At 55.1% G+C, this 23,267-nt stretch carries 33 protein-coding genes; 6 read left to right on the plus strand and 27 right to left on the minus strand.

Annotated elements, in window-relative coordinates; all coding sequences use genetic code 11:
- The first annotated feature begins 61 nt into the window (after positions 1-61).
- Positions 62-658: a nucleotide exchange factor GrpE gene (grpE, locus tag M8Q36_RS12135; protein ID WP_147271691.1), complete on the plus strand. Its 597-nt coding sequence runs from the start codon at positions 62-64 to the stop codon at positions 656-658.
- A 46-nt stretch (positions 659-704) separates the two neighbouring features.
- Here grpE and M8Q36_RS12140 read toward each other — a convergent pair whose 3' ends face one another.
- Positions 705-1,991, minus strand: coding sequence for an HlyC/CorC family transporter (locus M8Q36_RS12140; RefSeq protein WP_025263874.1), 1,287 nt, complete (start codon positions 1,989-1,991; stop codon positions 705-707).
- Between the two features lie 17 nt (positions 1,992-2,008).
- Positions 2,009-2,797 carry a cytochrome C assembly family protein gene (locus M8Q36_RS12145; RefSeq protein WP_249881062.1) on the minus strand — a complete coding sequence of 263 codons (789 nt, stop codon included), beginning with the start codon at positions 2,795-2,797 and terminating at the stop codon, positions 2,009-2,011.
- 166 nt (positions 2,798-2,963) lie between these two features.
- On the opposite strand from M8Q36_RS12145, the gene ffh reads away from it, so the two are divergent.
- From ffh to rplS, 5 genes are all read left to right on the plus strand, one after another.
- The gene (ffh, locus tag M8Q36_RS12150) at positions 2,964-4,325 is read left to right on the plus strand and encodes a signal recognition particle protein (protein ID WP_017459922.1); all 1,362 of its coding nucleotides are present in this window, start codon (positions 2,964-2,966) and stop codon (positions 4,323-4,325) included.
- A gap of 257 nt (positions 4,326-4,582) precedes the next feature.
- Complete coding sequence (gene rpsP / locus M8Q36_RS12155) at positions 4,583-4,831, plus strand: 30S ribosomal protein S16 (RefSeq protein ID WP_017459923.1); 249 nt, start codon at positions 4,583-4,585, stop codon at positions 4,829-4,831.
- 18 nt (positions 4,832-4,849) lie between these two features.
- Positions 4,850-5,398, plus strand: coding sequence for a ribosome maturation factor RimM (gene rimM, locus M8Q36_RS12160; protein WP_017459924.1), 549 nt, complete (start codon positions 4,850-4,852; stop codon positions 5,396-5,398).
- A gap of 30 nt (positions 5,399-5,428) precedes the next feature.
- Complete coding sequence (gene trmD / locus M8Q36_RS12165) at positions 5,429-6,196, plus strand: tRNA (guanosine(37)-N1)-methyltransferase TrmD (RefSeq protein ID WP_020454799.1); 768 nt, start codon at positions 5,429-5,431, stop codon at positions 6,194-6,196.
- A gap of 41 nt (positions 6,197-6,237) precedes the next feature.
- Positions 6,238-6,585, plus strand: a complete 348-nt coding sequence (gene rplS, locus M8Q36_RS12170; RefSeq protein WP_004104634.1) for a 50S ribosomal protein L19 — start codon at positions 6,238-6,240, stop codon at positions 6,583-6,585.
- A gap of 308 nt (positions 6,586-6,893) precedes the next feature.
- On the opposite strand, the gene M8Q36_RS12175 is transcribed toward rplS, so the two are convergent.
- The 25 genes from M8Q36_RS12175 to M8Q36_RS12295 form a co-directional block, all read right to left on the minus strand.
- Complete coding sequence (locus tag M8Q36_RS12175; protein ID WP_020454798.1) at positions 6,894-7,088, minus strand: ogr/Delta-like zinc finger family protein; 195 nt, start codon at positions 7,086-7,088, stop codon at positions 6,894-6,896.
- Between the two features lie 78 nt (positions 7,089-7,166).
- Positions 7,167-8,303 carry a phage late control D family protein gene (locus M8Q36_RS12180; protein WP_249881063.1) on the minus strand — a complete coding sequence of 379 codons (1,137 nt, stop codon included), beginning with the start codon at positions 8,301-8,303 and terminating at the stop codon, positions 7,167-7,169.
- Entirely contained in the window at positions 8,303-8,761 is a 459-nt protein-coding gene (locus M8Q36_RS12185) for a phage tail protein (RefSeq protein ID WP_249881064.1), read from the minus strand. The genes M8Q36_RS12180 and M8Q36_RS12185 overlap by 1 nt, the downstream gene beginning before the upstream one ends.
- Positions 8,762-8,775: 14 nt before the next feature.
- Positions 8,776-10,653 (minus strand): phage tail tape measure protein, encoded by a 1,878-nt coding sequence (locus M8Q36_RS12190; protein WP_249881065.1) that lies wholly within the window; start codon positions 10,651-10,653, stop codon positions 8,776-8,778.
- Positions 10,646-10,765 (minus strand): GpE family phage tail protein, encoded by a 120-nt coding sequence (locus M8Q36_RS12195; RefSeq protein WP_017459930.1) that lies wholly within the window; start codon positions 10,763-10,765, stop codon positions 10,646-10,648. The genes M8Q36_RS12190 and M8Q36_RS12195 overlap by 8 nt, the downstream gene beginning before the upstream one ends.
- A 32-nt stretch (positions 10,766-10,797) precedes the next feature.
- Positions 10,798-11,079, minus strand: a complete 282-nt coding sequence (locus M8Q36_RS12200; RefSeq protein WP_249881066.1) for a phage tail assembly protein — start codon at positions 11,077-11,079, stop codon at positions 10,798-10,800.
- Between the two features lie 60 nt (positions 11,080-11,139).
- On the minus strand, positions 11,140-11,658 hold the full coding sequence (locus tag M8Q36_RS12205; RefSeq protein ID WP_020454793.1) for a phage major tail tube protein: 519 nt from the start codon (positions 11,656-11,658) through the stop codon (positions 11,140-11,142).
- Positions 11,659-11,670: 12 nt separating this feature from the next.
- The gene (locus tag M8Q36_RS12210) at positions 11,671-12,852 is read right to left on the minus strand and encodes a phage tail sheath protein (protein WP_249881067.1); all 1,182 of its coding nucleotides are present in this window, start codon (positions 12,850-12,852) and stop codon (positions 11,671-11,673) included.
- A gap of 322 nt (positions 12,853-13,174) precedes the next feature.
- The gene (locus M8Q36_RS12215; RefSeq protein WP_249881068.1) at positions 13,175-13,615 is read right to left on the minus strand and encodes a tail fiber assembly protein; all 441 of its coding nucleotides are present in this window, start codon (positions 13,613-13,615) and stop codon (positions 13,175-13,177) included.
- A gap of 2 nt (positions 13,616-13,617) precedes the next feature.
- Positions 13,618-14,646 (minus strand): phage tail protein, encoded by a 1,029-nt coding sequence (locus tag M8Q36_RS12220; RefSeq protein WP_249882768.1) that lies wholly within the window; start codon positions 14,644-14,646, stop codon positions 13,618-13,620.
- 128 nt (positions 14,647-14,774) lie between these two features.
- Entirely contained in the window at positions 14,775-15,371 is a 597-nt protein-coding gene (locus tag M8Q36_RS12225) for a tail fiber assembly protein (RefSeq protein WP_249881069.1), read from the minus strand.
- Complete coding sequence (locus tag M8Q36_RS12230; protein WP_249881070.1) at positions 15,371-16,381, minus strand: phage tail protein; 1,011 nt, start codon at positions 16,379-16,381, stop codon at positions 15,371-15,373. The genes M8Q36_RS12225 and M8Q36_RS12230 overlap by 1 nt, the downstream gene beginning before the upstream one ends.
- 131 nt (positions 16,382-16,512) lie before the next feature.
- Positions 16,513-17,109, minus strand: coding sequence for a tail fiber assembly protein (locus tag M8Q36_RS12235; RefSeq protein WP_249881071.1), 597 nt, complete (start codon positions 17,107-17,109; stop codon positions 16,513-16,515).
- A complete protein-coding gene (locus M8Q36_RS12240; RefSeq protein WP_249881072.1) occupies positions 17,109-18,197 on the minus strand; it encodes a phage tail protein in 1,089 nt (362 codons plus the stop codon). Before M8Q36_RS12240 ends, M8Q36_RS12235 begins: the two co-directional genes overlap by 1 nt.
- Positions 18,198-18,352: 155 nt before the next feature.
- The gene (locus tag M8Q36_RS12245) at positions 18,353-18,961 is read right to left on the minus strand and encodes a phage tail protein I (protein ID WP_020454787.1); all 609 of its coding nucleotides are present in this window, start codon (positions 18,959-18,961) and stop codon (positions 18,353-18,355) included.
- Entirely contained in the window at positions 18,954-19,862 is a 909-nt protein-coding gene (locus tag M8Q36_RS12250) for a baseplate assembly protein (RefSeq protein ID WP_249881073.1), read from the minus strand. The genes M8Q36_RS12245 and M8Q36_RS12250 overlap by 8 nt, the downstream gene beginning before the upstream one ends.
- Positions 19,863-19,866: 4 nt before the next feature.
- Complete coding sequence (locus tag M8Q36_RS12255; RefSeq protein WP_249881074.1) at positions 19,867-20,214, minus strand: GPW/gp25 family protein; 348 nt, start codon at positions 20,212-20,214, stop codon at positions 19,867-19,869.
- Complete coding sequence (locus M8Q36_RS12260; protein WP_249881075.1) at positions 20,211-20,846, minus strand: phage baseplate assembly protein V; 636 nt, start codon at positions 20,844-20,846, stop codon at positions 20,211-20,213. The genes M8Q36_RS12255 and M8Q36_RS12260 overlap by 4 nt, the downstream gene beginning before the upstream one ends.
- Positions 20,847-20,923: 77 nt before the next feature.
- Positions 20,924-21,391: a phage tail protein gene (locus M8Q36_RS12265; RefSeq protein ID WP_249881076.1), complete on the minus strand. Its 468-nt coding sequence runs from the start codon at positions 21,389-21,391 to the stop codon at positions 20,924-20,926.
- Positions 21,354-21,599: an Rz1-like lysis system protein LysC gene (gene lysC / locus M8Q36_RS12270; protein ID WP_249881077.1), complete on the minus strand. Its 246-nt coding sequence runs from the start codon at positions 21,597-21,599 to the stop codon at positions 21,354-21,356. Before lysC ends, M8Q36_RS12265 begins: the two co-directional genes overlap by 38 nt.
- On the minus strand, positions 21,499-21,912 hold the full coding sequence (gene lysB / locus M8Q36_RS12275; protein ID WP_249881078.1) for an Rz-like lysis system protein LysB: 414 nt from the start codon (positions 21,910-21,912) through the stop codon (positions 21,499-21,501). Before lysB ends, lysC begins: the two co-directional genes overlap by 101 nt.
- The gene (locus tag M8Q36_RS12280; RefSeq protein WP_249881079.1) at positions 21,909-22,418 is read right to left on the minus strand and encodes a lysozyme; all 510 of its coding nucleotides are present in this window, start codon (positions 22,416-22,418) and stop codon (positions 21,909-21,911) included. Before M8Q36_RS12280 ends, lysB begins: the two co-directional genes overlap by 4 nt.
- Positions 22,393-22,623 (minus strand): HP1 family phage holin, encoded by a 231-nt coding sequence (locus tag M8Q36_RS12285; protein ID WP_017459945.1) that lies wholly within the window; start codon positions 22,621-22,623, stop codon positions 22,393-22,395. The genes M8Q36_RS12280 and M8Q36_RS12285 overlap by 26 nt, the downstream gene beginning before the upstream one ends.
- The gene (locus M8Q36_RS12290; RefSeq protein WP_249881080.1) at positions 22,614-22,817 is read right to left on the minus strand and encodes a tail protein X; all 204 of its coding nucleotides are present in this window, start codon (positions 22,815-22,817) and stop codon (positions 22,614-22,616) included. Before M8Q36_RS12290 ends, M8Q36_RS12285 begins: the two co-directional genes overlap by 10 nt.
- A gap of 210 nt (positions 22,818-23,027) precedes the next feature.
- Positions 23,028-23,213 carry a hypothetical protein gene (locus tag M8Q36_RS12295; RefSeq protein WP_017459947.1) on the minus strand — a complete coding sequence of 62 codons (186 nt, stop codon included), beginning with the start codon at positions 23,211-23,213 and terminating at the stop codon, positions 23,028-23,030.
- Between the last annotated feature and the right edge of the window lie 54 nt (positions 23,214-23,267).

Here is a 23,267-nt window from a genome sequence, read left to right on the forward strand (position 1 = left end):
AAACTGATCCCCATAATAATGCAGGTTAGCGAGATGAATGCAAAAAAACGCGGAGAAATTCATGAGTAGTAAAGAACAGAAAACGCCTGACGGGCAAGCCCCGGAAGAAATTATCATGGAACAGCACGACGAAGTTGAGGCAGTTGTTGAGTCTGACGATTCTGCTGGGCAGGTGGATCCGCGCGATGAGAAAATTGCGAACCTTGAAGCGCAGTTAGCTGAAGCGGAAAGCCGCGAGCGCGAAACTGTTTTACGCGTTAAAGCGGAAATGGAAAACCTGCGTCGCCGTACCGAACAGGATATCGAGAAAGCGCATAAATTCGCGCTGGAGAAGTTCGTCAATGAACTGCTGCCGGTTATCGATAGCCTGGATCGCGCACTGGAAGTGGCGGACAAAAACAACGCCGAGATGGCACCGATGGTTGAAGGCATTGAACTGACGCTGAAAAACATGCTGGATGTGGTGAAGAAATTCGGCGTGGAAGTGATTGCTGAAACCGACGTTCCGCTGGATCCAAACGTGCATCAGGCGATTGCCATGGTGGAATCTGAAGAGATTGCCGCGGGTAAAGTGCTGGGCGTGATGCAAAAAGGTTACACTTTAAACGGCCGCACTATTCGCGCAGCGATGGTGACCGTTGCTAAAGCGAAGGCGTAACTTTTTTTAGATAAACCCTCTCCGTCCGGAGAGGGTTTTTTTTCGCTTATTCGGCGACGCTTTCCCGCAGTGCTTTCACCGGGATCACCTGAACCTGCTTAATCATATTGTCCTGCACGTCGAGAATATCGATGTCGTACTGCTCAATACGGACACGCGTACCCACCGCCGGGATCTCTTCCAGCGCTTCCAGCAGCATGCCGTTAATGGTGCGGGCTTCATCTTCCGGTAAGCGCCAGTTAAAGGCTTTATTCAGTTCGCGCACGTTGGCGCTGCCGTCGATGATCACCGAGCCGTCATTTTGCGGCGTGGCTTCATCCGCCAGCGCAGGCGACATGGACGTGGTAAAGTCGCCAACAATCTCTTCCAGAATATCCTCGACCGTCACCAGCCCCTGAATATCGCCATATTCATCGACCACCAGGCCGACTTTCTTTTTATTGCGCTGGAATTTCACCAGTTGCACGCTCAGCGGCGTACCTTCCGGGACATAGTAGATTTCATCGGCGGCGCGCAGCATCACCTCTTTGGTGAACTCGTTTTTCTCCGTCATTAACCGGTAGGCTTCGCGCACACGCAGCATGCTGATGGCGTCATCCAGCGAATCGCGGTAGAGCACAATGCGACCGTGCGGCGAGTGCGTGAGCTGGCGAACAATGGCTTTCCAGTCGTCGTTGATATCAATGCCGACAATTTCGTTGCGCGGCACCATGATGTCGTTAACGCTGACTTTTTCCAGATCGAGAATCGACAGCAACATGTCCTGGTTGCGGCGGGAAATTTGCGAGCGTGACTCGTTCACAATGGTGCGCAGCTCATCTTTGCTGAGCGCGCCGCTGACCACCACATCCGCTTTAATACCCACCATGCGCATCAGCACGCGCGTCACGCCGTTCAGCAACCACACCAGCGGCATCATGATGACTTGCAGCGGCGCCAGCAGGAAACTGCTGGGAAAGGCCACTTTCTCCGGGTAGAGCGCGGCGATAGTTTTTGGCAGGACTTCGGCGAACACCAGCACCACAAAGGTCAGCACGCCGGTGGCGATAGCGACGCCAGCATTGCCATACAGGCGCATGCCAACAATGGTGCCAATTGCCGACGCCAGAATATTGACGAGGTTGTTACCAATCAGCACCAGGCTTATCAGGCGGTCGGGTTTACGCAGCAGCTTTTCTACGCGTTTTGCCGCGCGGTTACCCTGCTTGGCTAAGTGGCGCAAGCGGTAGCGGTTGAGTGTCATCATTCCGGTTTCGGAACCGGAAAAATAGGCCGAAACCACGACCATGATGATTAGCGTAATAATCAGCGTCGTGGTGGAGATGTGTTCCAGGGGGAACTCCTTTGTGTTTAGCTCGTGAACTGTTGCAGAATGCGGCTGCCAAAATAGGCCAGCGTTAAAATCCCCGCGCCTGCAACGTTGAACCAGACGACCCTGCGGCCGCGCCAGCCCTCATGATAATGGCCCCAAAGCAGAACAATGTAGACAAACCAGGCGATGATTGAGAGCACCGCTTTGTCGATATTTTCCATGCTGAACAGGTTCTGCATAAAGAACAGGCCGGTGCATAGCGTCAGCGTCAGCAGCACAACGCCAACCTGGGTGATGTGGAACATTTTGCGCTCAATCACCATCAGCGGCGGCATTTCGTTGCTGAACGCCAGCCGTTTATTCTTCAGTTGATAGTCAATCCAGGCCAGTTGCAGCGCGTACATTGCCGCAATGATCAGTGTGGCATAGGCAAAGAGCGACAGGCCAATATGCACCATCATGCCCGGCGTGGCTTCCAGATGCGTGATGTACTCATTGGGCACAAAAACGGCGAAAGCAAGGTTGATTAACGCGAAGGTATAGACAATCGGCAGCAGCAGCCAGCCGCGATTTTTCGACGCCACAATGGTCATTACCGTACAGATCATCAGGCTGACCAGCGAACCGACATTCAGCAGGCTCAGGTTCTGCCCGCCATCACCCGGGAACAGGCGTTCTTTTAAGCCGAAACCGTGGCAAATAAGTGCGATTACCGCCGAAAGGATGGCCATTCTGCGCCAGCCGCTGTTTTTTTGCAGCAGGCTGGGAACGATCAGCGCAATGCTGATTGAGTAGGCAACAAGAGCGATCAGGGCAAAAACGGGCATAGGATGTCGGCAGTTGACTGAAGAAGAAAGGAAAGCAGTATAACGTTACGTGACGTTGGCTCCAACAGTTGCATCACATACAGGAGCAATGTCTTCATGTTATACTCCGGGAAATTTCTGTTATGCGTCGCGCTGGCGGCCATCGTATCACCTCAGGCGAGAGACAATGTTTGATAATTTAACCGATCGTTTGTCGCGCACCCTGCGCAATATCAGTGGCCGTGGACGCCTCACTGAAGACAACATCAAAGACACCCTGCGCGAAGTGCGTATGGCGCTGCTGGAAGCGGACGTTGCGCTGCCGGTGGTGCGTGATTTTATCAACCGCGTAAAAGAGAAGGCGGTTGGTCATGAAGTGAACAAGAGCCTGACGCCAGGCCAGGAATTCGTCAAAATCGTGCGCAATGAACTGGTTGCGGCGATGGGCGAAGAGAACCAGAGCCTGAACCTCGCCGCGCAGCCGCCTGCGGTAGTGCTGATGGCGGGTCTGCAAGGTGCGGGTAAAACCACCAGCGTCGGTAAGCTCGGTAAGTTTCTGCGCGAAAAGCACAAGAAAAAAGTGATGGTCGTTTCTGCCGACGTTTACCGTCCGGCGGCGATCAAGCAGCTGGAGACGCTGGCGCAGCAGGTTGACGTCGATTTCTTCCCTTCTGACGTCGCGCAAAAACCGGTCGACATTGTTAACGCCGCGCTGAAAGAAGCGAAGCTGAAATTCTACGATGTGCTGCTGGTGGATACCGCCGGTCGTCTGCATGTCGACGAAGCAATGATGGATGAGATCAAACAGGTTCACGCGGCGATTAAGCCGGTGGAAACGCTGTTTGTCGTCGACGCCATGACCGGTCAGGACGCCGCGAATACCGCAAAAGCGTTTAATGAAGCGCTGCCGCTGACCGGCGTGGTGCTGACCAAAGTGGACGGCGATGCGCGCGGTGGCGCGGCGCTCTCCATTCGCCATATCACCGGCAAGCCGATTAAATTCCTCGGTGTCGGCGAGAAAACCGAAGCGCTGGAGCCGTTCCACCCGGACCGTATCGCCTCACGCATCCTTGGCATGGGCGACGTGTTGTCGCTTATCGAAGATATCGAAAGCAAAGTTGACCGCGCGCAGGCTGAAAAACTGGCGAATAAACTGAAGAAGGGCGACGGCTTCGATCTGACCGACTTCCTTGAGCAGTTGCGCCAGATGAAAAACATGGGCGGTATGGCAAGCCTGATGGGCAAGCTGCCGGGCATGGGGCAAATCCCGGACAACGTTAAAGCGCAAATGGACGACAAAGTGCTGGTGCGTATGGAAGCGATCATTAACTCCATGACGCTGAAAGAGCGCGCCAACCCGGACATCATCAAAGGTTCGCGTAAACGCCGTATCGCCGCCGGCTGCGGTATGCAGGTGCAGGATGTGAACCGTCTGCTCAAACAATTCGACGACATGCAGCGCATGATGAAGAAAATGAAGAAGGGCGGGATGGCGAAGATGATGCGCGGGATGAAGGGGATGATGCCGCCTGGTTTCCCGGGTCGCTAAAACAAGGGCATAAGGCTATCTTGTTTGCCATTTTAGCCCCGGGGTGTGCTCGAAATGCTCACGTACTACGTGTACGCTCCGCTTTCTGTGCGCACGCCGGAACTAAACTGGCTGCACCGATATACGCCTTATATCCCTTGTTTACTTTATCCTGATTGCAATTTCCCCCAAAATCAGTAAAATTTTCGGGCTTTTAATATGACACCGGGCTCCGTTCCTCGATGGGGCCTGGTGTTTTATTCACACAAGAGGATGTTATGGTAACTATTCGTTTAGCTCGTCACGGCGCTAAAAAGCGTCCGTTCTACCAGGTTGTTGTTACTGACAGCCGCAATGCACGCAACGGTCGCTTCATTGAGCGCGTTGGTTTCTTCAACCCGATCGCTTCCGAGAAAGAAGAAGGCACCCGCCTGGATCTGGATCGTATTCAGCACTGGGTTGGCCAGGGCGCTACCGTTTCCGATCGCGTTTCCGCGCTGATCAAAGCAGCACAGAAAGCAGCTTAATCTGTCACGGTGGTCATGATGAGCAAGCAACAAGCCGCACCGGTCCCTGTTGAGCCAATTATTGTCGGCAAGCTGGGGTCTTCTTACGGAATTCGTGGTTGGCTCAGAGTGTTTTCCTCCACCGAAGACGCCGAAAGCATTTTTGACTATCAGCCCTGGTTTATCCAGAAGGCGGGTCAGTGGCAGAGCATTGAGCTGGAAAGCTGGCGCTACCACAATCAGGACATCGTCATCAAACTGAAAGGTGTTGATGACAGAGATGCCGCGAATCTGCTGACCAATTGTGAAATTGTCGTTGATTCCGCGCAGTTGCCGGAACTGGAAGAGGGTGACTACTACTGGAAAGACCTGATGGGCTGCCAGGTAGTGACTACTGAAGGTTACAGCCTCGGTAAAGTCGTCGATATGATGGAAACCGGGTCGAATGACGTTCTCGTCATCAAGGCAAACCTGAAAGATGCATTTGGTATCAAGGAGCGGTTGGTTCCGTTCCTCGATGGGCAGGTTATCAAGAAAGTCGATCTCACTACTCAAACCATTGAAGTAGATTGGGATCCTGGTTTTTGAACCTCCGGATATACGGTAAAAGACGGCGCTATGTGGATTGGCATAATTAGCCTGTTTCCTGAAATGTTCCGCGCGATTACCGACTACGGGGTAACTGGCCGGGCAGTAAAAAATGGCCTGCTGAGCATCCAGAGCTGGAGTCCGCGTGATTTCGCTCACGACCGGCACCGTACCGTGGACGATCGTCCTTACGGCGGCGGACCGGGGATGTTAATGATGGTGAACCCGTTACGGGACGCCATTCATGCAGCAAAAGCCGCGGCGGGCGAAGGCGCCAAAGTGATTTATCTGTCGCCTCAGGGGCGCAAGCTTGATCAAGCGGGCGTCAGCGAACTGGCAACGAATCAGAAACTGATTCTGGTGTGCGGTCGCTACGAAGGGATAGATGAGCGCGTAATTCAAACCGAGATTGACGAAGAATGGTCTATCGGCGATTACGTTCTCAGCGGTGGTGAGTTACCAGCGATGACGCTGATTGACTCGGTTTCCCGGTTTATTCCGGGGGTACTGGGGCATGAAGCTTCGGCAACGGAAGATTCTTTTGCCGATGGGTTGCTGGACTGCCCACACTATACCCGACCTGAAGTGTTAGAAGGAATGGAAGTACCGGCGGTATTACTGTCGGGGAACCATGCCGAGATACGTCGCTGGCGTTTGAAGCAGTCGCTGGGCCGCACCTGGCTTAGAAGACCTGAACTTCTGGAAAACCTGGCTCTGACTGAAGAGCAAGCAAGGTTGCTGGCGGAGTTCCAACGGGAACACGCGCAACAGCAACAGAAACATGATGGGATGGCTTAAGCCACCCGAATATCAGTTTACCCAGGATAAGAGATTAAATTATGAGCAACATTATTAAGCAACTTGAACAAGAGCAGATGAAGCAGGACGTACCTTCCTTCCGTCCGGGTGACACCGTGGAAGTGAAAGTATGGGTTGTTGAAGGTTCCAAAAAACGTCTGCAGGCATTCGAGGGCGTGGTTATCGCTATTCGTAACCGCGGTCTGCACTCTGCATTCACTGTTCGTAAAATTTCCAACGGCGAAGGCGTTGAGCGTGTCTTCCAGACTCACTCTCCGGTAGTTGACAGCATCTCTGTCAAACGTCGTGGTGCCGTTCGTAAAGCTAAACTGTACTACCTGCGTGAGCGTACTGGTAAGTCTGCTCGTATCAAAGAGCGTCTTAACTAAGATAGCGCACACGCTACATCCAAAGCGTGTTATGAAACAAGGGGTTGGCGTAATGCCAACCCCTTTTTTGTTCGCTGAAAACCACGGTCTGGCGCAGTCGCCCGTCACTTTTGGCTCTGTTTTATTACCTTTGGGTTTACCTTTCATAGAACTGCCGCTTCTTTTGAAGATGCCGACACGCTCTTGCCGGGCGCAACCCATATCCCCTTTTTGACCACACATTGCCCACGCAGCTATTTACTCATTACCCGCTATCGATACAGAAATAAAAAACCTGCTGGCGCAGGCTTTTGAGTATCTTCGCCGGATTACTTCCCGGCGGGGGACGCGCTCACTTGCAGTGCTGGCGGGCGGACAATGTAACGCGCCAGCGACTCATGGGTGACGAACGTACAACCACAGTGAATATTCTGGCACTGGTGATAGCGCTCTTTGGTTTCAGAACTGAGATAGCGACTGGAGCGCGCGTGCGCCGCTTGTTGGCATACCGGGCAATGCATCATGGTGGTTTCTCCCTCGTGTATATGCCAGCTATATTACCCCTTTAACTTGCAAATGCAAGTTAAAGAATGCATTTGACGCTATTCCTGCACTTCATATTCAACGCCGTCAACCCGAACCTCCAGCTCCAGTTTGCTAATAAAACCATTGCTATCAATACCATGTGTCACTTTTTTGATTACCCAGGGCGTGTTGTTGATCGCATCTTTAAAACCTGAAACATACACAGGGCTTTCTGCGGAGATATCGGTGCGCCCCTGAGCAAGAGTGAGCGTAAATTTCGCCGCGTTGCGCTGGATGTCTTGCCACTGCGCCTCTGCAGCCCGCATGGCTTCATCTTTAGAAGCGTACGTCGTCGGTAGGGTATAGATATTATCTTTTGATCCAGCGGCGTAATCGGTCGCTTCCTGTTTTTCATTGCTGGTTGTCGCGGTTTTGCGCGTCAGTTTTACCTGCTTCGTCTGCGCTTTTGGCGTTCTGGTATCTTGCCAGTGGGCAACCACACCGCTGTAAGCTACGCGATCGGCAAGGGTAAACTCGTGTGAGTCGCCATCGCTGCGGGTGATCGTCACCGAAGGAACAACCTTGCCGCCCCGAACGCACATGCCCGGAACAAGGAAAATCAGCGTACCTGATTTCACGGCGATTTCGGCACCGTTGCGAGTTGCCAGCCGGGTAAGAAAGCCAATGTCGGACTCATTAGACTGGTCGATATGGGCGATTTTTATATTTGCCAGCGCTGGCGCGACACTGGCGCTCAGTGAATTACGCCAGGCGATATCTTTGACAACTTCGCCAAGCGTTGTGTCATGCCATGACCACTCTTTTGGGCTGTTCATATTGCCGCGAAAATCGACGCTGCGGCCGGTAACAACCACCTGATCCGGCGTACCCCGGTGCGTCACCTGATCGATGGTAAACGTGCCCATATTGGTGAGCAGTTCTCCTTGTCGACCAATAGCGACACTTACCTCATTACCGCGCTGCGGCATCTGGATTTTCCCGTCGGCATCATCCAGCGTTAGCGTTAGTGTATCGGCTTCAAACCCGCGATTATCGGTGACGGTCAATGCTATCAGGCGAGGCGCAATATCGTAGGTTATGTCTTTTACTTGCTGTTTTTGCGCTTTCTGCGGATCATGCTGTTTCTGCTTTAGCTTAAGCGTAAACAGGGGGACGCTTGTTCGCCCCAAATCCTGGGTGAGTACGTCTATCATCACATGTTCCCCAGCATCTTCGTCGGGTCCCTGAACAGTTGTTCCCCCTGGGCCTGAAGATCGCCCGCCAGAGCCTCCAGCGATTCATCAACGCGCGTAAGTTTGAGCGTGAAGGTGATTTTGCGCGGTGAACCGTCGCTGTAATACTCAGAACCATTTTCGGTGACGCTGCTTATTACATACATGCCGTAAATCATTCCGGTTCCGTCAATAAGCGGCCATGAGCGACCCTGATCGGCCATCAGACGTACCGCTGCAAGTGACAGCACGCCGCCAGTGAGTTCCGGGTAGAGTGCACCCGTGATATCGATGGTGTCCTCCCCAGGACCGATATACTGAAACGCCGCGCGCTTGCCCACGCGCGCGTTGTTCTTCCAGTTAAACGCTGAGGTCCGGCTCATATTCTGAAATGGCAGCGTCTGCCGCATAAAAACAAAAAGCCCCAATGCCAGCATCATAATGCGAACTCTCCTTACGGGTTGAATTGGGATAACGCGTTGTTGCGCCGGTTATCGGCATCCTGGCGGAACAGATCCTGCAGGTAACGTTCGTTGCTGCTGCCCGGCGTGACATCGCCCTGCAGCGTGACGTTATATTCCGTACGGCTTTGGTCGAGGTAAGAGCTGCCGGTTGAGGGGCGCGCCACCTGGTAAGCGTTATACCCCGGCTGCGAACTTGTGGGCTGGATATAGCTGGATACCCCTCCTGTGGCGGGTTGCTCGATCGATGGTTTGAGCGCCAGTGCGGGTTTCTTATCGATAATGCCCAGCGTCTCCAGCAACCCCGTCGCGCTCTCGCTCAGTGAACGGAAAAGGGTTAGTGGCCAGGTGAATGCAGTAACCAGAACTTTACCGATAATCTGCCCGACGTTGCCGAATTGAGTGAGCGTCTCCTCGCTGGCCTTGATTGGCGTCAGCAGCGCGATAAAGGTCTCTTTTACCGTTTGCAGTGCACCGCCGATGGCATCGAAAACCGGCTGTAATGGCGAAAACATCTCTGCAATGGGGGCAAATGCCGCGACGATCCCCTCAATCACGCCGCTAAAAAAGGCGCTAATAGGCTCCCAGTATTTATAAATCAGCGCAGCGCCAGCGGCGATGGCTGCCACCACGGCAACAATTGGCCAGGTGAGTCCGCCGATAACCGCCATGATCCCGCCACAAACCGTGGTAAACACGCTGCCGAAGGTCGTGGCAATGGTGATAAGCGTGCTGATCCCCGTAAAGACGGGCGCAATCACGCTTGCGACAGTGCCGATTGCCCCTGCAACGCCGACGATCACCGTCGCTATCAGACCAAAGCTTTGCACCAGCCCCTGGTTATTTTGCACCCACTGCTGAAGCTGCCCGAGATAACCAGTCGCAGTCTGTACCAGCATGCGTAGCGACGACTCCTGGGTGGCGAAAATATCCACACTCAGGGATTGATAAGCCGCCTGTAACGCCGCTAAATCCGTGCCAAGATTGCCGACATTATTCTGCATCGCAGCCGCCGGAGCGCCGGTACTATTGTTTCGGGCGGCGACAGCCGGTGCGAGGCTCCCCGCGCTCTGCTGCTGGCTTACGGCGGCAGTTCCCGGCGCTGCGGTGTGAGTTTGCAGAGTTGCAACAGCGCTGCGCGGCGTTGCCGTCGGCAAGGCGGTACGAGTTTGCAGTGAAGCGGCATCGCTGCCCGGTGTTGCAGGTGGCACGGCTGGATGCGTTTGCAGTGACGCTTCATATCCCGGCTGCAGCAATTTTTTGCCCAGGTTAAATCCGGTGGTCGCTATCGACATCCCGGTCTTGCCAACGGCGGATACTTTCCCCGCCACGCCCAGAATCGACTGCTGGCTCTCTTTAATTTTCATCAGTCGCTGCTGGCGGTTCTCCTGCTTTAGTGCTTGCTGTTGGCTCGACAGCTGCTCGGTAGCGCTGCTGATGTTCTGCTGCAGGCGTTGTTTCGCTGTTGCAGGCGCACGGGTACTGATCCCCGCTTGTTGCAATGTTTGCCGCTGGTTTTTTACCGACTGCAAACTGTCGTGCTGCTGTTTGAGCGCGCTCACGTTGGCGCGCGCCTTATCCAGCGCGGTTAACTGCGCTGCACTGGGGTTATCGATTTTTTTCAGTTCGAAGGCCAGCGCCTGCGTGCTCGCTTTGGCGATCTTTAGCTGCTGGCTAACGCCGTTAAGCGCGCTCTGGGTGCGGGTAAATCCATCAATCTGCGCAGCCTGGCTATACAGGCCACGCAGGTTTTTTTCCGTCTCTTTGATACCGTCAGCCAGCGACACATTCGCCGTCTGCAGGGTTTGAAAGGGCCGCTTCGCCTGATCAACAGCAGCGAGCAGGGCCTCGATATTTACGCTGTTACTCATATGTGTTTCCGCTTCGCTGCAGCGCTTTTTCGCGCCAGGTGATGAGTTCGCTCAGACTCAGGGGATAGAGCTCTGATGGCGGCCAGTGGAAGATCACCGCGATATCCGCCATCAGATCGTCAACCGACAGCCTGGCCGGAAAATTTACTGTCCCGAAGCTGGTGACAAAAAACCGACCACCTTGCCCGCCAGCGCCACCATATCGGCCAGATCCAGCGCACCCACTTCCTGCTCGGTAAGTGAAGGGGAGGTGATGCGCGGCAGCACTTTAATCAGCGCGTCTACTTCGGCGTTTGCCACCGCCGCCAGGCTCAGGCCGCGCAGCGTACCGGCGTTCGGTTTCATCAGCGTAACGGAATTGATCGACTGCTCGCCGCGTTTAATCGGGTTTTGCAGGGTAATGACGTTATCTGTTTCGTGGTTCATACGATCCTCGTTGCTTTTGCGGGGGGAAGACCCGGCCAGCCAGGCTGACCGGGTGGGGTATTACAGGCCGATATTGCGGCGGTGCTGTTCGAGACGATCGACGCCGTTCACTTTTTCAACCATGTTGACGGTATCGATCTCCACCAGCTCTTTGCCATCGATGGTCAGTTTGAAGTAGGTGCAAACCACGGAGATTTTGGATTCCGTATCTTCACCCGGCTTATTTTCGCCAGTGTCGATCTCTTTCTGGCGACCACGCATCACCACTTCCACTGCCACCGTTTCCCCGGTGTCATCGCGCTGGTAAGAACCGGCGAAGCGGATTGGCACCGCGTCAGCGCTGGTGGCGCCATACAGTTCCCAGATAGCTTCATCCGGGAAGCCGCCCAGCGACCACTCCATTGACATCGCCTCTTCATCGAGACCCATATCAATCGGCGCGACGCCATTCATGCCTGCACCTCGATAGTTTTCCAGTTTGCGGGTCAGCTTTGGCAGCGTGATGGATTTGGCGACACCCTGGTAGCTGTAGCCATTGAGGAACACGTTCATGTATTTCAGTTTTCGCGGCATTGCCATTTATCAGGCTCCTTAATTGCTGTTAACCGAGGAGACCAGGTTCGCCAGGTACTTATCGGTGATGCGCTGGCGTAAGGTCAGGTTTTCCAGTGGCGGGACCGGCGTATAGTCATAATCGATATACAGTTTCCCGGCTTTCAGGGTTTCGGCGTCGTTCGCGGATTCATCGAACCAGCAGGTCGCATCGACGATGTAACCGTTGCTTTTCAGTTCGCGGAATTTCGCGTTAATGCCATCGATGATGTCGCGGATAAGCGTCGCGGTAATCGGTTTGTCCACCGCCCACATATGCGCGTCGGCCATGGTGTCGGCAATTACCTGCGCGGTACGGGTATAGTTTTCAAACAGGAACAGCGGATCATCCGAGCAGGTGCGGTTGCCCCAGAAACGGAAGCCATCTTTACGAATCAGCGTGGTGACGCCAGCCTGGTTCAGCAGATCCGCATCGGTGCCGGATTCCTGCAGATCCCAGAACACCGGGGTGCTGATGCCGGTCACGCCGTTAACGCCGACGTTAGACAGGGTTTTGTGCCAGCCAACAGACTGGTCGATATAAGCGCGCAGGCCGAGTGCGCGCGCCGTGGCGTACGCCGTGGCGCTGGCGTTAGCAACGGTATCCCAGGCGAGGAAGTCCGGCCAAATCACCATCAGCTCGCGCTGGCTGAAATTCTCGCGGTACTTAATAGCTTCCGAAATGGTTTTGCAGCCCCAGGCGCTAACGTAACCGAAGGCACGCAGCTTCTGGCAGATGGGGGCCAGCGCGGTTGCGACTTCCAGGGTGTCGTAACCCGGCACGCCAAGAATACGCGGTTTCACGCCGGTCACCGCTTCGGCGGTCAGCAGTGCTTTCAGGCCGGTGTATTTCCCGTTTGCATCGGTGGTGCCGATGATATTGGAAATCGTCTGCGCCTGGGCATCATCGCCGCTGCCTTCCGCGACGCGCACCACAACAATCACCGGTTTCGCCTGATCGGCAATCGCCTGTAAAGACGATGCCAGCGTACCTTTGGTGCCCGCTTTTGCGATGGCGCTTTGCACGTTGGTGATAAGCACCGGTTCATTCAGTGGAAAGGTTGCCGCATCGGCGTCGCTGGCCGTACAAACCATGCCGACGATAGCAGTTGAGACAGTGGAAATGACGCGTGTGCCGTCGTTGATTTCGACGACCTGAACGCCATGATGGTAGTCACTCATCCGATTAACTCCGTGGTGTTGGGGTGAGTGCTATTTTCCAGACCGCAGCGCTAACGCGCTATTTGTCGGGGTTGGCGTGGGGATGAAACAACACGGTAGACAAAAAAAACGGGCCGGGGCCCGTTGGATGTTGTTTGTTATTGCGGTTTTTCCGGCCAGGGGACATTCGTTATTGGTGCAGAAGGTGGGGATATCCTGCATATCCTATTCACGACCGAATATTTTCTTGCATGTATACACCCCGATAACAATCACCCCGTAACTGCCTGGATAAAATGCATCAAAGTGGTGAAGGGCGTTGTAACCTCCACTGCGTTTGATATCAACTGGCCTGAGCGCCTGACAGGACAGGCCATTCAATATTGGGCGCTTTTGATGTGTCTATTCTCATCAATATCACCCGATATTTTTTCAATGCGGTCAATGTATCGGTTTCCTCTGTGGTAGCCATTCCGAGATCGACGGCATCCTGGAGTATGCTGATTTTGCTTGACGCTTTCTGTATGAGTGATGCCTGGTGGGAATTTGCCTGCTCAATAATTTGTTCCCGAGTCGGGGCTGGTTCATCTACCCACGCAGGTCTGCCACTTGCCACACCCATTAATTTCCCGGGAGGTGGAGTTTGTTTCCAGTACATAGTGATTTCTTGATCGGTTGCAATAAATGCATCAGCAGGCCAGTCTTCATCGCTGTAGGTTCCGTCATTTTTCCATGTAATTGGAATAAATGACTTTAATGAGGGTGAAAAATAAGCTTTAGTCATAATTAATATCCTATTGCGAAAACGAAAGCCGTGTAACCCGCGCCGCCATTACCGCTAATGCGCAACATAAAATTACTCAGCGATTTTGGTGTTGGATCAGATATGTTGTTAAAAGATATCGTCGGATAATCACTACCACTCGTTCCCATCCGGTGGAAGGCTCCCCATACTCCCAGACGGGCATTAGGAAAAGGTGTTGGATATGTCCATGGGGTATCACCAAAATTGCCAGATATAACCGTTCCCCACTGAATAATTAATCCACCTGGCACATCAGGGATGCGGATAAAATCATTGGCTGAATATGAGCGCTTGCTGAAAAGGCTCATTACTGTTGCAACACTCGGTAGAAGATTTGTGGCCGTTCCTGCCACCATTTGGGCGTTTGTGGCTACTCCCTGCTTTGCGGCCTCTCCCAAACCAAGATTTTTGAGAGCCTCAGCAACGAGCCCCGCCGATTGCAGTTCTTTTAAGGCGTTACCAATCATCAGGTATTGATCGTGAGGGTTCGCTGATGAAAGATGCTGTTTCATCAGGCCTTCGGAATAGGCTTTTACCTCGATAACCTTATCATCGACATATTTGCGTGTCGCCAGCACCACCGAGGGGTCGATTTTCAGCGTGACGGCGGCGGCAGAAGAAACAATCAGCGCCATGCGAATGGTTTGCGTACGCCCGCTGCCCTCCTGTAAAAGCGGTTTATAGGTTTCCGGGCAGTTTGCGGTGGCAATTAGCGTGCCTTCGTCATCAAAAAGCCCTAACTCGCGGATCCAGAATCCCCCTTCATTTTCCGGGATCACCTGCTGGGCAATAATCTGGTTGGGGTTGTCGGCATCGACAGTGAGCGTATTCACTGCGCCGATACGCTTCTGGTTCAGTAATTGGGTCTGGGTAGCGTCCGGCACTGGCAGCTCGCCATTGCCATCCCCGACGGCCATTTGCGTGATATGGATTTGCGTGCCACGGGCGGTGGCTGCTGCCAGTGTCTCCGCGCCCTGGTTGGTCAGAATGGCGTAATATCTCGCGGTCATGCGTTTACTCTCAGTTACGGAAAGGTAGGCACTATTTTCCGGTGAGCGCATAAGCAGAGCTATTGTATGTGGTTGGCTTGCGGGCAGTACAACCGGGCACCAAAAAACGAGCCGTAGCCCGTCTGATGTTATTGCGGTTGTTGCGGCCAGTTGATATTCGGTGCCGTTGCGGTATCCACCGCCTGGAGCAGCTTGATGTACTGCAACCAGGCAATCAGCCGGGCTTTGTCGTCATCACTGATGATGCCAAGCTGTAACTCGGTCTGCCACAGGCTGATGGTGTTTTTTGCCTCACTCAGTAACTGCGTTTTTTTCTGTTCCGCCCCGGTGATAAGCGCTGTCTGCTGTGCGGTTGTATCGGTCACCCATTTGCTGCCGTCCCATTTATCATAAGCGGTCGCTGGTGCAAGTGGTGTAACGTCTGCCGGGTAATCACCCAGTTTGTCCAGTTGCGTCTGCTTGCCGCTGGCGATCTCATAAACCGTTTCGCCGCGGTGATCGGCAACGTATTCCCAGCCACTCGAATCGGCCTTACGGCAAACCGCAAAGCCGCTTTTCACCGCGGGCGGCGCATCGATGGCCGCGTTTGCCGGAATACCAACGCCGACAGCCAGGTACTCCACCGAGGTCGAACGATATTCGCGCGTGTCGGCTGCGAAGTTATAGACGGTTTGCTTTCCGGCAACGGTGGCAATCAGGTTCTGATTCAGTGTCGCTTGCGTCATTATGCAGCCCTCACGATGTAGTTAAATGCGATGTTATGTGGGCGATTTTCATTAGCAGTAGGTACTGCCATGGATGCGTTAAATCCAATACCGTACCCACCCGCTTTAGATTCCACCGAGCCTCCTCCGTGAGCAAAACTTGCGGCGCCAAATAATGCACCTCTCCCATCTTGCTCATATCCATAAGGTGCAGTGCAAGGAAGCATGCCGGTAATATTGCGAATCGCGTCGCCCTGGATACTTAATAGTGACCGTCCGGCATCTAAGGAACCATCGTCCGCCCAGCCGCGAATAAACTCGCCACGCAAATCGGGCAAATATCCAGACGGGAATACCGCGGCGAGCCCCGGATATTTCGCCTTATCAAATTCGGCGCCATTACATTTGAGCCACCCCGTCGGCGGCGTCGCTGAAGGAAAAGGTAGCGGTACGCCGACAGGCGTAAACTTTGCAATATCGGCGATTTGCAGGTATTGCGGGTGTGGATCGGCCGCGGCAAGATGTGCGGTCAGCAAGTGATCGGCATACGCTTTTACCTCGATAACGTTATCGTCGACATATTTGCGTGTCGCCAGCACCACCGACGGGTCGATTTTCAGCGTTACCGCAGCCGTTGACGAGACAATCAGCGCCATGCGAATGGTTTGTGTGCGACCGCTGCCTTCCTGTAACAACGGCTTGTACGTTTCCGGGCAGTTGGCAATGGCAATCAACACGCCATCGTCATCAAAAAGCCCCATTTCACGGATCCAGTAGCCCCCTTCATTTTCCGGGATCACCTGTTCGGCAATGACCTGGTTTGTGTTGGCCGCATCGACAGTGAGCGTGTTCACCGCACCGATGCGCTTCTGGTTAAGCAGTTGGGTTTGTGTGGCGTCGGGCGTTGGCAGGGAACCATTGCCGTCGCCGACGGCCATTTGTGTGATATGGATTTGCGTGCCAAGCGCGGTAGCTGCTGCCAGCTTCGCCGCACCTTGATTGGTCAGAATGGCATAATATTTCGCGGTCATGCGTTCACTCTCAGTTGTCGGAAACGTGGGCACTATTTTCCGGTGAGCGCATCGGGCAGGGCTATCGGTTGGGGTTGGTTTATGGGCAGGACAACTATGAATGAAAAAAACGGGCCGTAGCCCGTCTGATATTATTGCGGCTGTTGCGGCCAGTTGATATCCGGTGCCGCTGCGGTATCCACCGCCTGGAGCAGCTTGATGTACTGCAACCAGGCAATCAGCCGGGTTTTATCGTCATCGCTGATGATGCCGAGTTGCAACTCGGTTTGCCACAGGCTGATGGTGTTTTTTGCCTCACTCAGTAACTGCGTTTTTTTCTGTTCCGCCCCGGTGACAAGCGCTGTCTGCTGTGCGGTTGTATCGGTTACCCATTTGCTGCCGTCCCATTGATCATAAGCGGTCGCTGGTGCAAGCGGTGTAACGTCTGCCGGGTAATCACCCAGCTTATCCAGTTGCGTCTGCTTGCCGCTGGCGATCTCATAAACCGTTTCGCCGCGGTGATCGGCAATGTATTCCCAGCCGCTTAAATCTGCCTTACGGCAAATCGCAAAACCACTTTTCACCGCGAGCGGCACATCGATGGCTGCGTTTGCCGGAATACCAACGCCGACAGCCAGGTACTCCACCGAGGTCGAACGATATTCGCGCGTACCGGCTGCGAAGTTATAGACGGTTTGCTCTCCGGCAACGGTGGCAATCAGGTTCTGGTTCAGTGTCGCTTGCGTCATTATGCAGCCCTCACGATGTAGTTAAATGAGATGTTATGCGGGCGAGTTTCCGTTGCGGTACGAACCGCGCGAGATGCATCAAACGACCAATTTGATGCACCATATCCTGTTGCGTTTGAAGGAGCTGGTGCCAGGCCGACAGATAATAACGATGAACCCGTTTGCCTGAATGCGCCTGACAATGTGGAGTCCTGAAAAAGCTGCGTTCGTCCAAAAGTACCAACAATATTCTGTATGGCGTCCTCTTGAGCTAACAGCAGACCTCGCCCTGCATCCACGCCTCGCCCATCATCCCAGCCACGAATAAACTCACCGCGCAGATCGGGAAGAACACCGGTTGGGTACGCCAGCGCCAGTTTGGGATATTTGGCTTTATCAAACGTGGCGCCATTACATTTAAACCACCCTAATGGCGGAGTCGCCTGCGGCCAGGCAACAACACCCCCTACGGGCAGGATGTAGTTGTCATCAATCAGCGCATCATGAACAAACTTTGTGTTGGCGATTTGCTGTCCATAGTTGCCGATGTGCGTATCCGGAGCGGTAGGCACACCGCTAAATACCGGGCTGGCAAGTGGCGCATATTGCGTATGCGGGTTGGCGGCTTTGACATGGTTATTCATCAGGTCATCCGCATACTGGCGCGTGGCCAGCACCACCGACGGGTCAATCTTCAGCGTCACGGCGGCGGTCGATGAAACAATCAGCGCCATGCGGATGGTTTGCGTGCGACCGCTGCCTTCCTGCAACAACGGTTTATAGGTTTCCGGGCAGTTGGCGATAGCAATCAGCACGCCGTCATCATCGTAGAGGCCAATTTCGCGGATCCAGAACCCGCCTTCGTTCTCCGGGATCACCTGTTCGGCAATGATCTGATTGGTGTTATTCGGATCAACGGAGAGGCGGTTCAGCGGGGCAATTCGCTTCTGATTAATCAGTTGAGTTTGCGCCGCATCGGGCGTGGGCAGTACGCCGTTGGCATCGCCGAGCGCCATCTGCGTAAGGTTAAGCTTTGTGCCAAGCGACGCGGCGTTCGCCAGCTTCGCGGCCCCCTGATTGGTCAGAATGGCAAAGAATTTTGCAGTCATGCGTTAACTCTCAGGTTGTTGGGTGATGAATCAGTACAGAAGACATTTTCCGTTCAGCGACAGGCGAACGCTATCAGGCGGGGTTGGCTGCCCGCTGGCACAACGAGGCGGGTAAAAAAAACGGGCCGCAGCCCGTTAGGTGTGATGTTACGTGGTTAAGTGATGATGACATCATCAATCAGGTGAACCGCTGAAGCCGGATAATATTCACCGCCAACAACAATCTCTTCCGGCATGTAAGGGTAAACGGTCAGCTCTTCACCCAGATAGCAACCGGCCCCGACATAAAACTCGCCGCTGCTGCTCAGGCTGATGTTTAACCCGGTCAGGTGGCGGCTCGCCGGTTTGGCATCATTAATCAGCCGCTCCAGCTCAAGGTACATCTCCTCGGTAATGCCATTCTCCTGCACGCCAATCACCAGTTTAAAGGTACCCGGCTCGGCGTTGTCCTCCCACCATTCGCGCAGCTCAATCAAAAAACCGAGCGGCTCAACCACCCGGCGTAGCGCGCTGCGCGTGCCTTTGTGTTGATGAACGAAGAATGAAGCAGCAATCACTTTGCGTTTGGTCGCTTCCGGCCAGTTAAAATCCCAGCGGTCGACGGAGAGCGCCCATGCCAGGTAAGGCAGCAGCTCCGCCGGGCATGTTTGCGGATCCCACAACGTGCGCAGCGGCACCGGCACGCGCTCAATATCTGCCGCCGCTTTTGCCGCTGCCACCTCAAGAACGGATGAGCCAACAGGCAACAAACGGTCGTCACTCATCGGTGCCTCCGGCATTAATGCTCCAGGCGGTGCAGTAAGAGGCCTGATTTTTCGCCAGCACCAGATCGCTTTGCGGTGCGCTCAGTTCCACCCGCTGCACGCCCTCGACATGCAGCGCGGCATAAATCGCCGACTGGCGGATATCGCGTCCTAAACGCCGTTGCGCGTTGATATAGGCTTTTAACTGCTGTTCAGCGGCCTGGCGAATCGGTTCCGATTCCGGCCCGGGGTAGAAGTAGAGCGTGGCGTTAATCTGGTAGGGCACGATCTCCGCGCTTTGCACCGTCACACGGTCGCCCACCGGGCGCACATCTTCAGCGTTCAGGGCTTTATCCACGATGGCGATCAGCTCATCGCTGGCGCGGCCGTCCCCCTCGCGGGAGAGCACGGAAATGGTGATATACGCCGGGGTCGGGCTGATGACCGAAATATCGGCAACCCGTCCGTCGGCGCTACGACCATGGTACTCGTAAGCGCCTTCCGGCCCGGCGACGCTTAGCCCTTCAAACGCCTGCTGCGCGCGCAGACGCAGATCTTTGTCAGATTCCATCACCGCCGGCGTTGGCGGAATGGTGCTCTCGTCAGCGGGCGAAACCACCAGCCGCGCGGTGTTGCTGTTGGCGGCCATCACATCCAGATCCTTCCCGGCGGCGTAGGCCAGCATCACCGCGCGGGCCGCTTCGTTAACGCGGCTGCGCCACATCACTTCACGGTAGGCGTTCTCTTGCAGAAATTTGGTCAGTGGTTCGGACTCCAGCGCCAGCGTGCGCGCCAGCGCTTCTTGTTCATCGGCGGGAAACAGGGAAATCAGCGTCGCTTTGCGGTCGTTGAGGATAGCCTCATAATCAAGCTCCTCGACCACATCCGGCGCCGGCAGTTGGCTCAGATCGATAATCGGCATGGTTTTAACTCACTGGAAGGGTTAACGAAAGGGACTCGCCAGTGCTGGCGAGTTGCGCGGTCAGGTTGACCAGCAACTTGCCGTCGAACTGGCGCTCGGTGGTGACCGCGCTTACGCTAATGCGCGGTTCCCATTTCAATAGCGCCATGTAACAGGCGGCCTGAATTTGCAGCGTCAGCGCCGGGGTTTGCGGCTGGTCGATCATCTCAAACAGCAATGAGCCGTAATCGCGGCGCATCACTCTGGAGCCCAACGGCGTGCGCAGAATGTCGCTGATGCTCTGGCGAATATGCTCGGTGTCGGTAAGACGCTTGCCGGTGGTGCGGTTTAACCCGCTGTAACGAACTGTCATAAAGGCGCTCCTGTTGTGCCGCCGCTATCGCCGGGGTGTTTATGGGTATGCAACACTTTGCCGTTGGAAGTGAGCGATCCGCCGCTGTGCTCAATGTTGCCGCTCATCGTGCCGCCTTTTTGTACCTCCAGCGTGCCGGTGATGAGCTTGTTGGTGCAGACCACTTCCGGCGTATTCAGCGTGATGCGGGTCGTGGCGGTCACCCGCACGTCTGGCACGGTGGCGGTTAGGGATTGCGACGCGCTGATGGTGGCGGTTTTAATGCCGCTCACCGTTAACGCGCTGGTTTTCGGTTCATATTCCACGACCGCGCCATCGGGAAAGGCGACATGCAAGGCGTCGGCGGATGCCGAAGGGGCAGGGTTGTCATCGGAAAAAATTCCCGGCAGCACGAACGCGGTGTCAAGCTCGCCGCCGACCGCCAGCAGCAACACCTGTTCGCCGATAGAAGGTGCCCACCAGCTCCGTGAATGCCCGGCGCGGTGGCTTAACCACTGCAACCATTGTGTTACGAGGCCGCCGGTCTGCACCCGGCAGCGCCCGCTGTTCAGATCGATGTCGACGATGACCCCGGTGCGGATCATATTGCGCAGCAAGCGGGACAGTTCCTGAAGCGAGAGTTGTCTGTTCATAACGAAAATCATCCTATGCGTGACGGGCGTTGAAAAACGGACAGGGCTGTCCGGTTTTTGGCACAACGCCGGGCGATTCAGGCCGGCCAGCGGCTCACCAGTTCACCGTTGATATAAAGCTCGGTCGGACGGGTCACGAACGCGGGCGGCAGCGGTTCCGGCAGTGTTTCGGCATGCAGCGCGCCGTCGATTTCCGTGACTTTGGTGCGCTCGGTCAGTTGCAGCACCATCGTCAGATCGTGGGTATTGTCGGTGTTCGCCACCAGCGACCAACTGAAGCTGCCTTTGCGACCGGCTTCGGTAGTGAGGATGTCGGGCTGGTTAGCGCGCAGCCACGCCATCACCGGTACGAACAGCGCATCGATATCACCGGCAAAACCGCTGACGGTGACATTGAGGCTGAACTGTTTTTCAAATGAGAGTGAGCTGGCGAGGGTGGCGGTGTTACTGCCTTTGTCCACCCACAGGCGCAGCATTGAGGGGTTATCGCGCAGCGCCGGAACAGCGTCAGTCAGCGCGGTGCGCAACGTATTGGGTTTTAGCATTGATCTCATCCTGGCAATGTTTAAGGGTTTCGACCTGGAGCGCACACTGTGCCAGCGCAAGTTCCAGTCGGCGGATATCGGCGCTCAAATCGCCGTTAGTTTGCGGGTTACTTCCCGGCATCGGGCACAGGCTGACCAGCGGGCAACTGTTGTAAACAGTGACCGGCGGAAGGGCAGGCGGGGCGCTGGTGCACCCGGCGCACAGCATCAGGCAACTCAGCGCTGTACCAGCGGCGAAACGCGTCATTTTCATTGAGTAACCTCGTTATCGATTGTTCACGCCGCACCGCTTGCGTGCTGGCGGCATCCAGTTGCAGGCGCAGTGCCACCTGCGCCTGCTGGTTTTTGTCCGCCAACGCGGCGGCGGCGTTCAGTTGCGCTTTCAATTGCGTGATGGCGCTGTTTTGCTCACGCGTAAGCTGGCGGGATTGCGCCAGCGAGGCGTTCAGCGAGTAGTTTTGCTGCACCAGCCACAGCAGGCCGAGCGAGGCGATCAACAGGGCGATCAGACGAGCATTCATTGCGCCCCCTGCAGGCACCAGCCGCGTTCGCGTTGGCGGCGGTTTTCCAGGCCCTGGTTACGTACACCGTCGATAAACACCCAGCGCGGCAGCTGATTGCAGGCCAGGCGCCACTGCTTTTGGTTAAGGAAATAAACCAGTGTCGAGCGGCAAGCCGCGCCGCTGCCAACATTAAAGGCGAAGCTGACCACCGCGTCATACACCTGCGGCGGCATCGCCACCGGTGCGCACTGCGCCAGTCTGCGTTCAACCTGTAATACGTCGGCGACAAGGTTGCTCGCCGCCTCTTTTTCACTGATATCGCGCGTTGGTATAACGCCTGCGGTGTGACCTATGCCGGATGTCCAGACCCCGGCGCTGCACTGGTAAGGACGCAGGCGACAACCTTCAAGATCGGCAATCAACGCCAGCCCCTGCGGTGAGGTTTTCAGTAAGCGGAAATCCGGCAGCAGCACTGCCAGCGCCAGCACCGCTGCCGCGCTACAGCGTTTTACGGGTAATCCCATTCATCACCTCCTGGGTTGACGCGCAGGACTGGAGGAACAGATAGCTTTTGCGGCGGTAGTACCAGTTCACCGCCACGGTGACGGCAACACCCAGCGCGCCAAAATAGGCGGCGAAGTCTTGCGGGGTCATGGCTCCAAAAAAGGTCAGCGCCACGCTTATCCAGTACGCCAGCGATGAGGTGACTTTTTCGATGGTCAGCCCCATAGATTCACCGTCTCTTTAATGGATTGCGTCTGTACTTCCGGCAGGTTGACCGTGGTGCCATAAGGCAAAATAACGCCCAGATCGGCGAGCCCCGGGTTGGCGGCGAGCACCGTTTCGACCACGGATGCGGTGCGTCCGTAATAACGCAGGCAAAGCAGGTCGAGGGTATCGCCTTGTTGTGTTTTCACATTCATCGTTCGCGTCTCTTTCCATCAGGAAGGTTTTTCCCCATGGTTAAGTTTCCTGACCGCAGGCGATGGACGCTATCTTTCGGGGCTGGTTAAGCGCTGGCACAACAGGTGCGCGCAGGGAGAAAAGCACAGCACGAATGCACCAGGCAGCAGTGCCGCTGGCGCATCGAGGGAAGGGCAGCGTTAACTGCCGGGAAGGGACGTGGCGGGGCGCTATTCGGCCTTGTAGAAAATGTTTTCATCCTCATCGGTGGCGTTTTCGCTGTTGGCCAGGTCCGCAATCAGACTCAGCGCCAGTTTCAGATCGGACGGTTTGCAGTTAGCCAGCAGAGACACCTCGGCAATGAATTGCACGCATGCCCACTTGTGCTGAGTCTGATTTAGTCGCTCAGAGACCATGAATCCCTCTCATGAATTTCTTGTACTGTATGTTTATACAGTATCATAGGCTGA

It is taken from the genome of Kosakonia sp. R1.Fl (assembly GCF_023516815.1).
In the GTDB taxonomy this organism is placed as follows: Bacteria; Pseudomonadota; Gammaproteobacteria; order Enterobacterales; family Enterobacteriaceae; genus Kosakonia.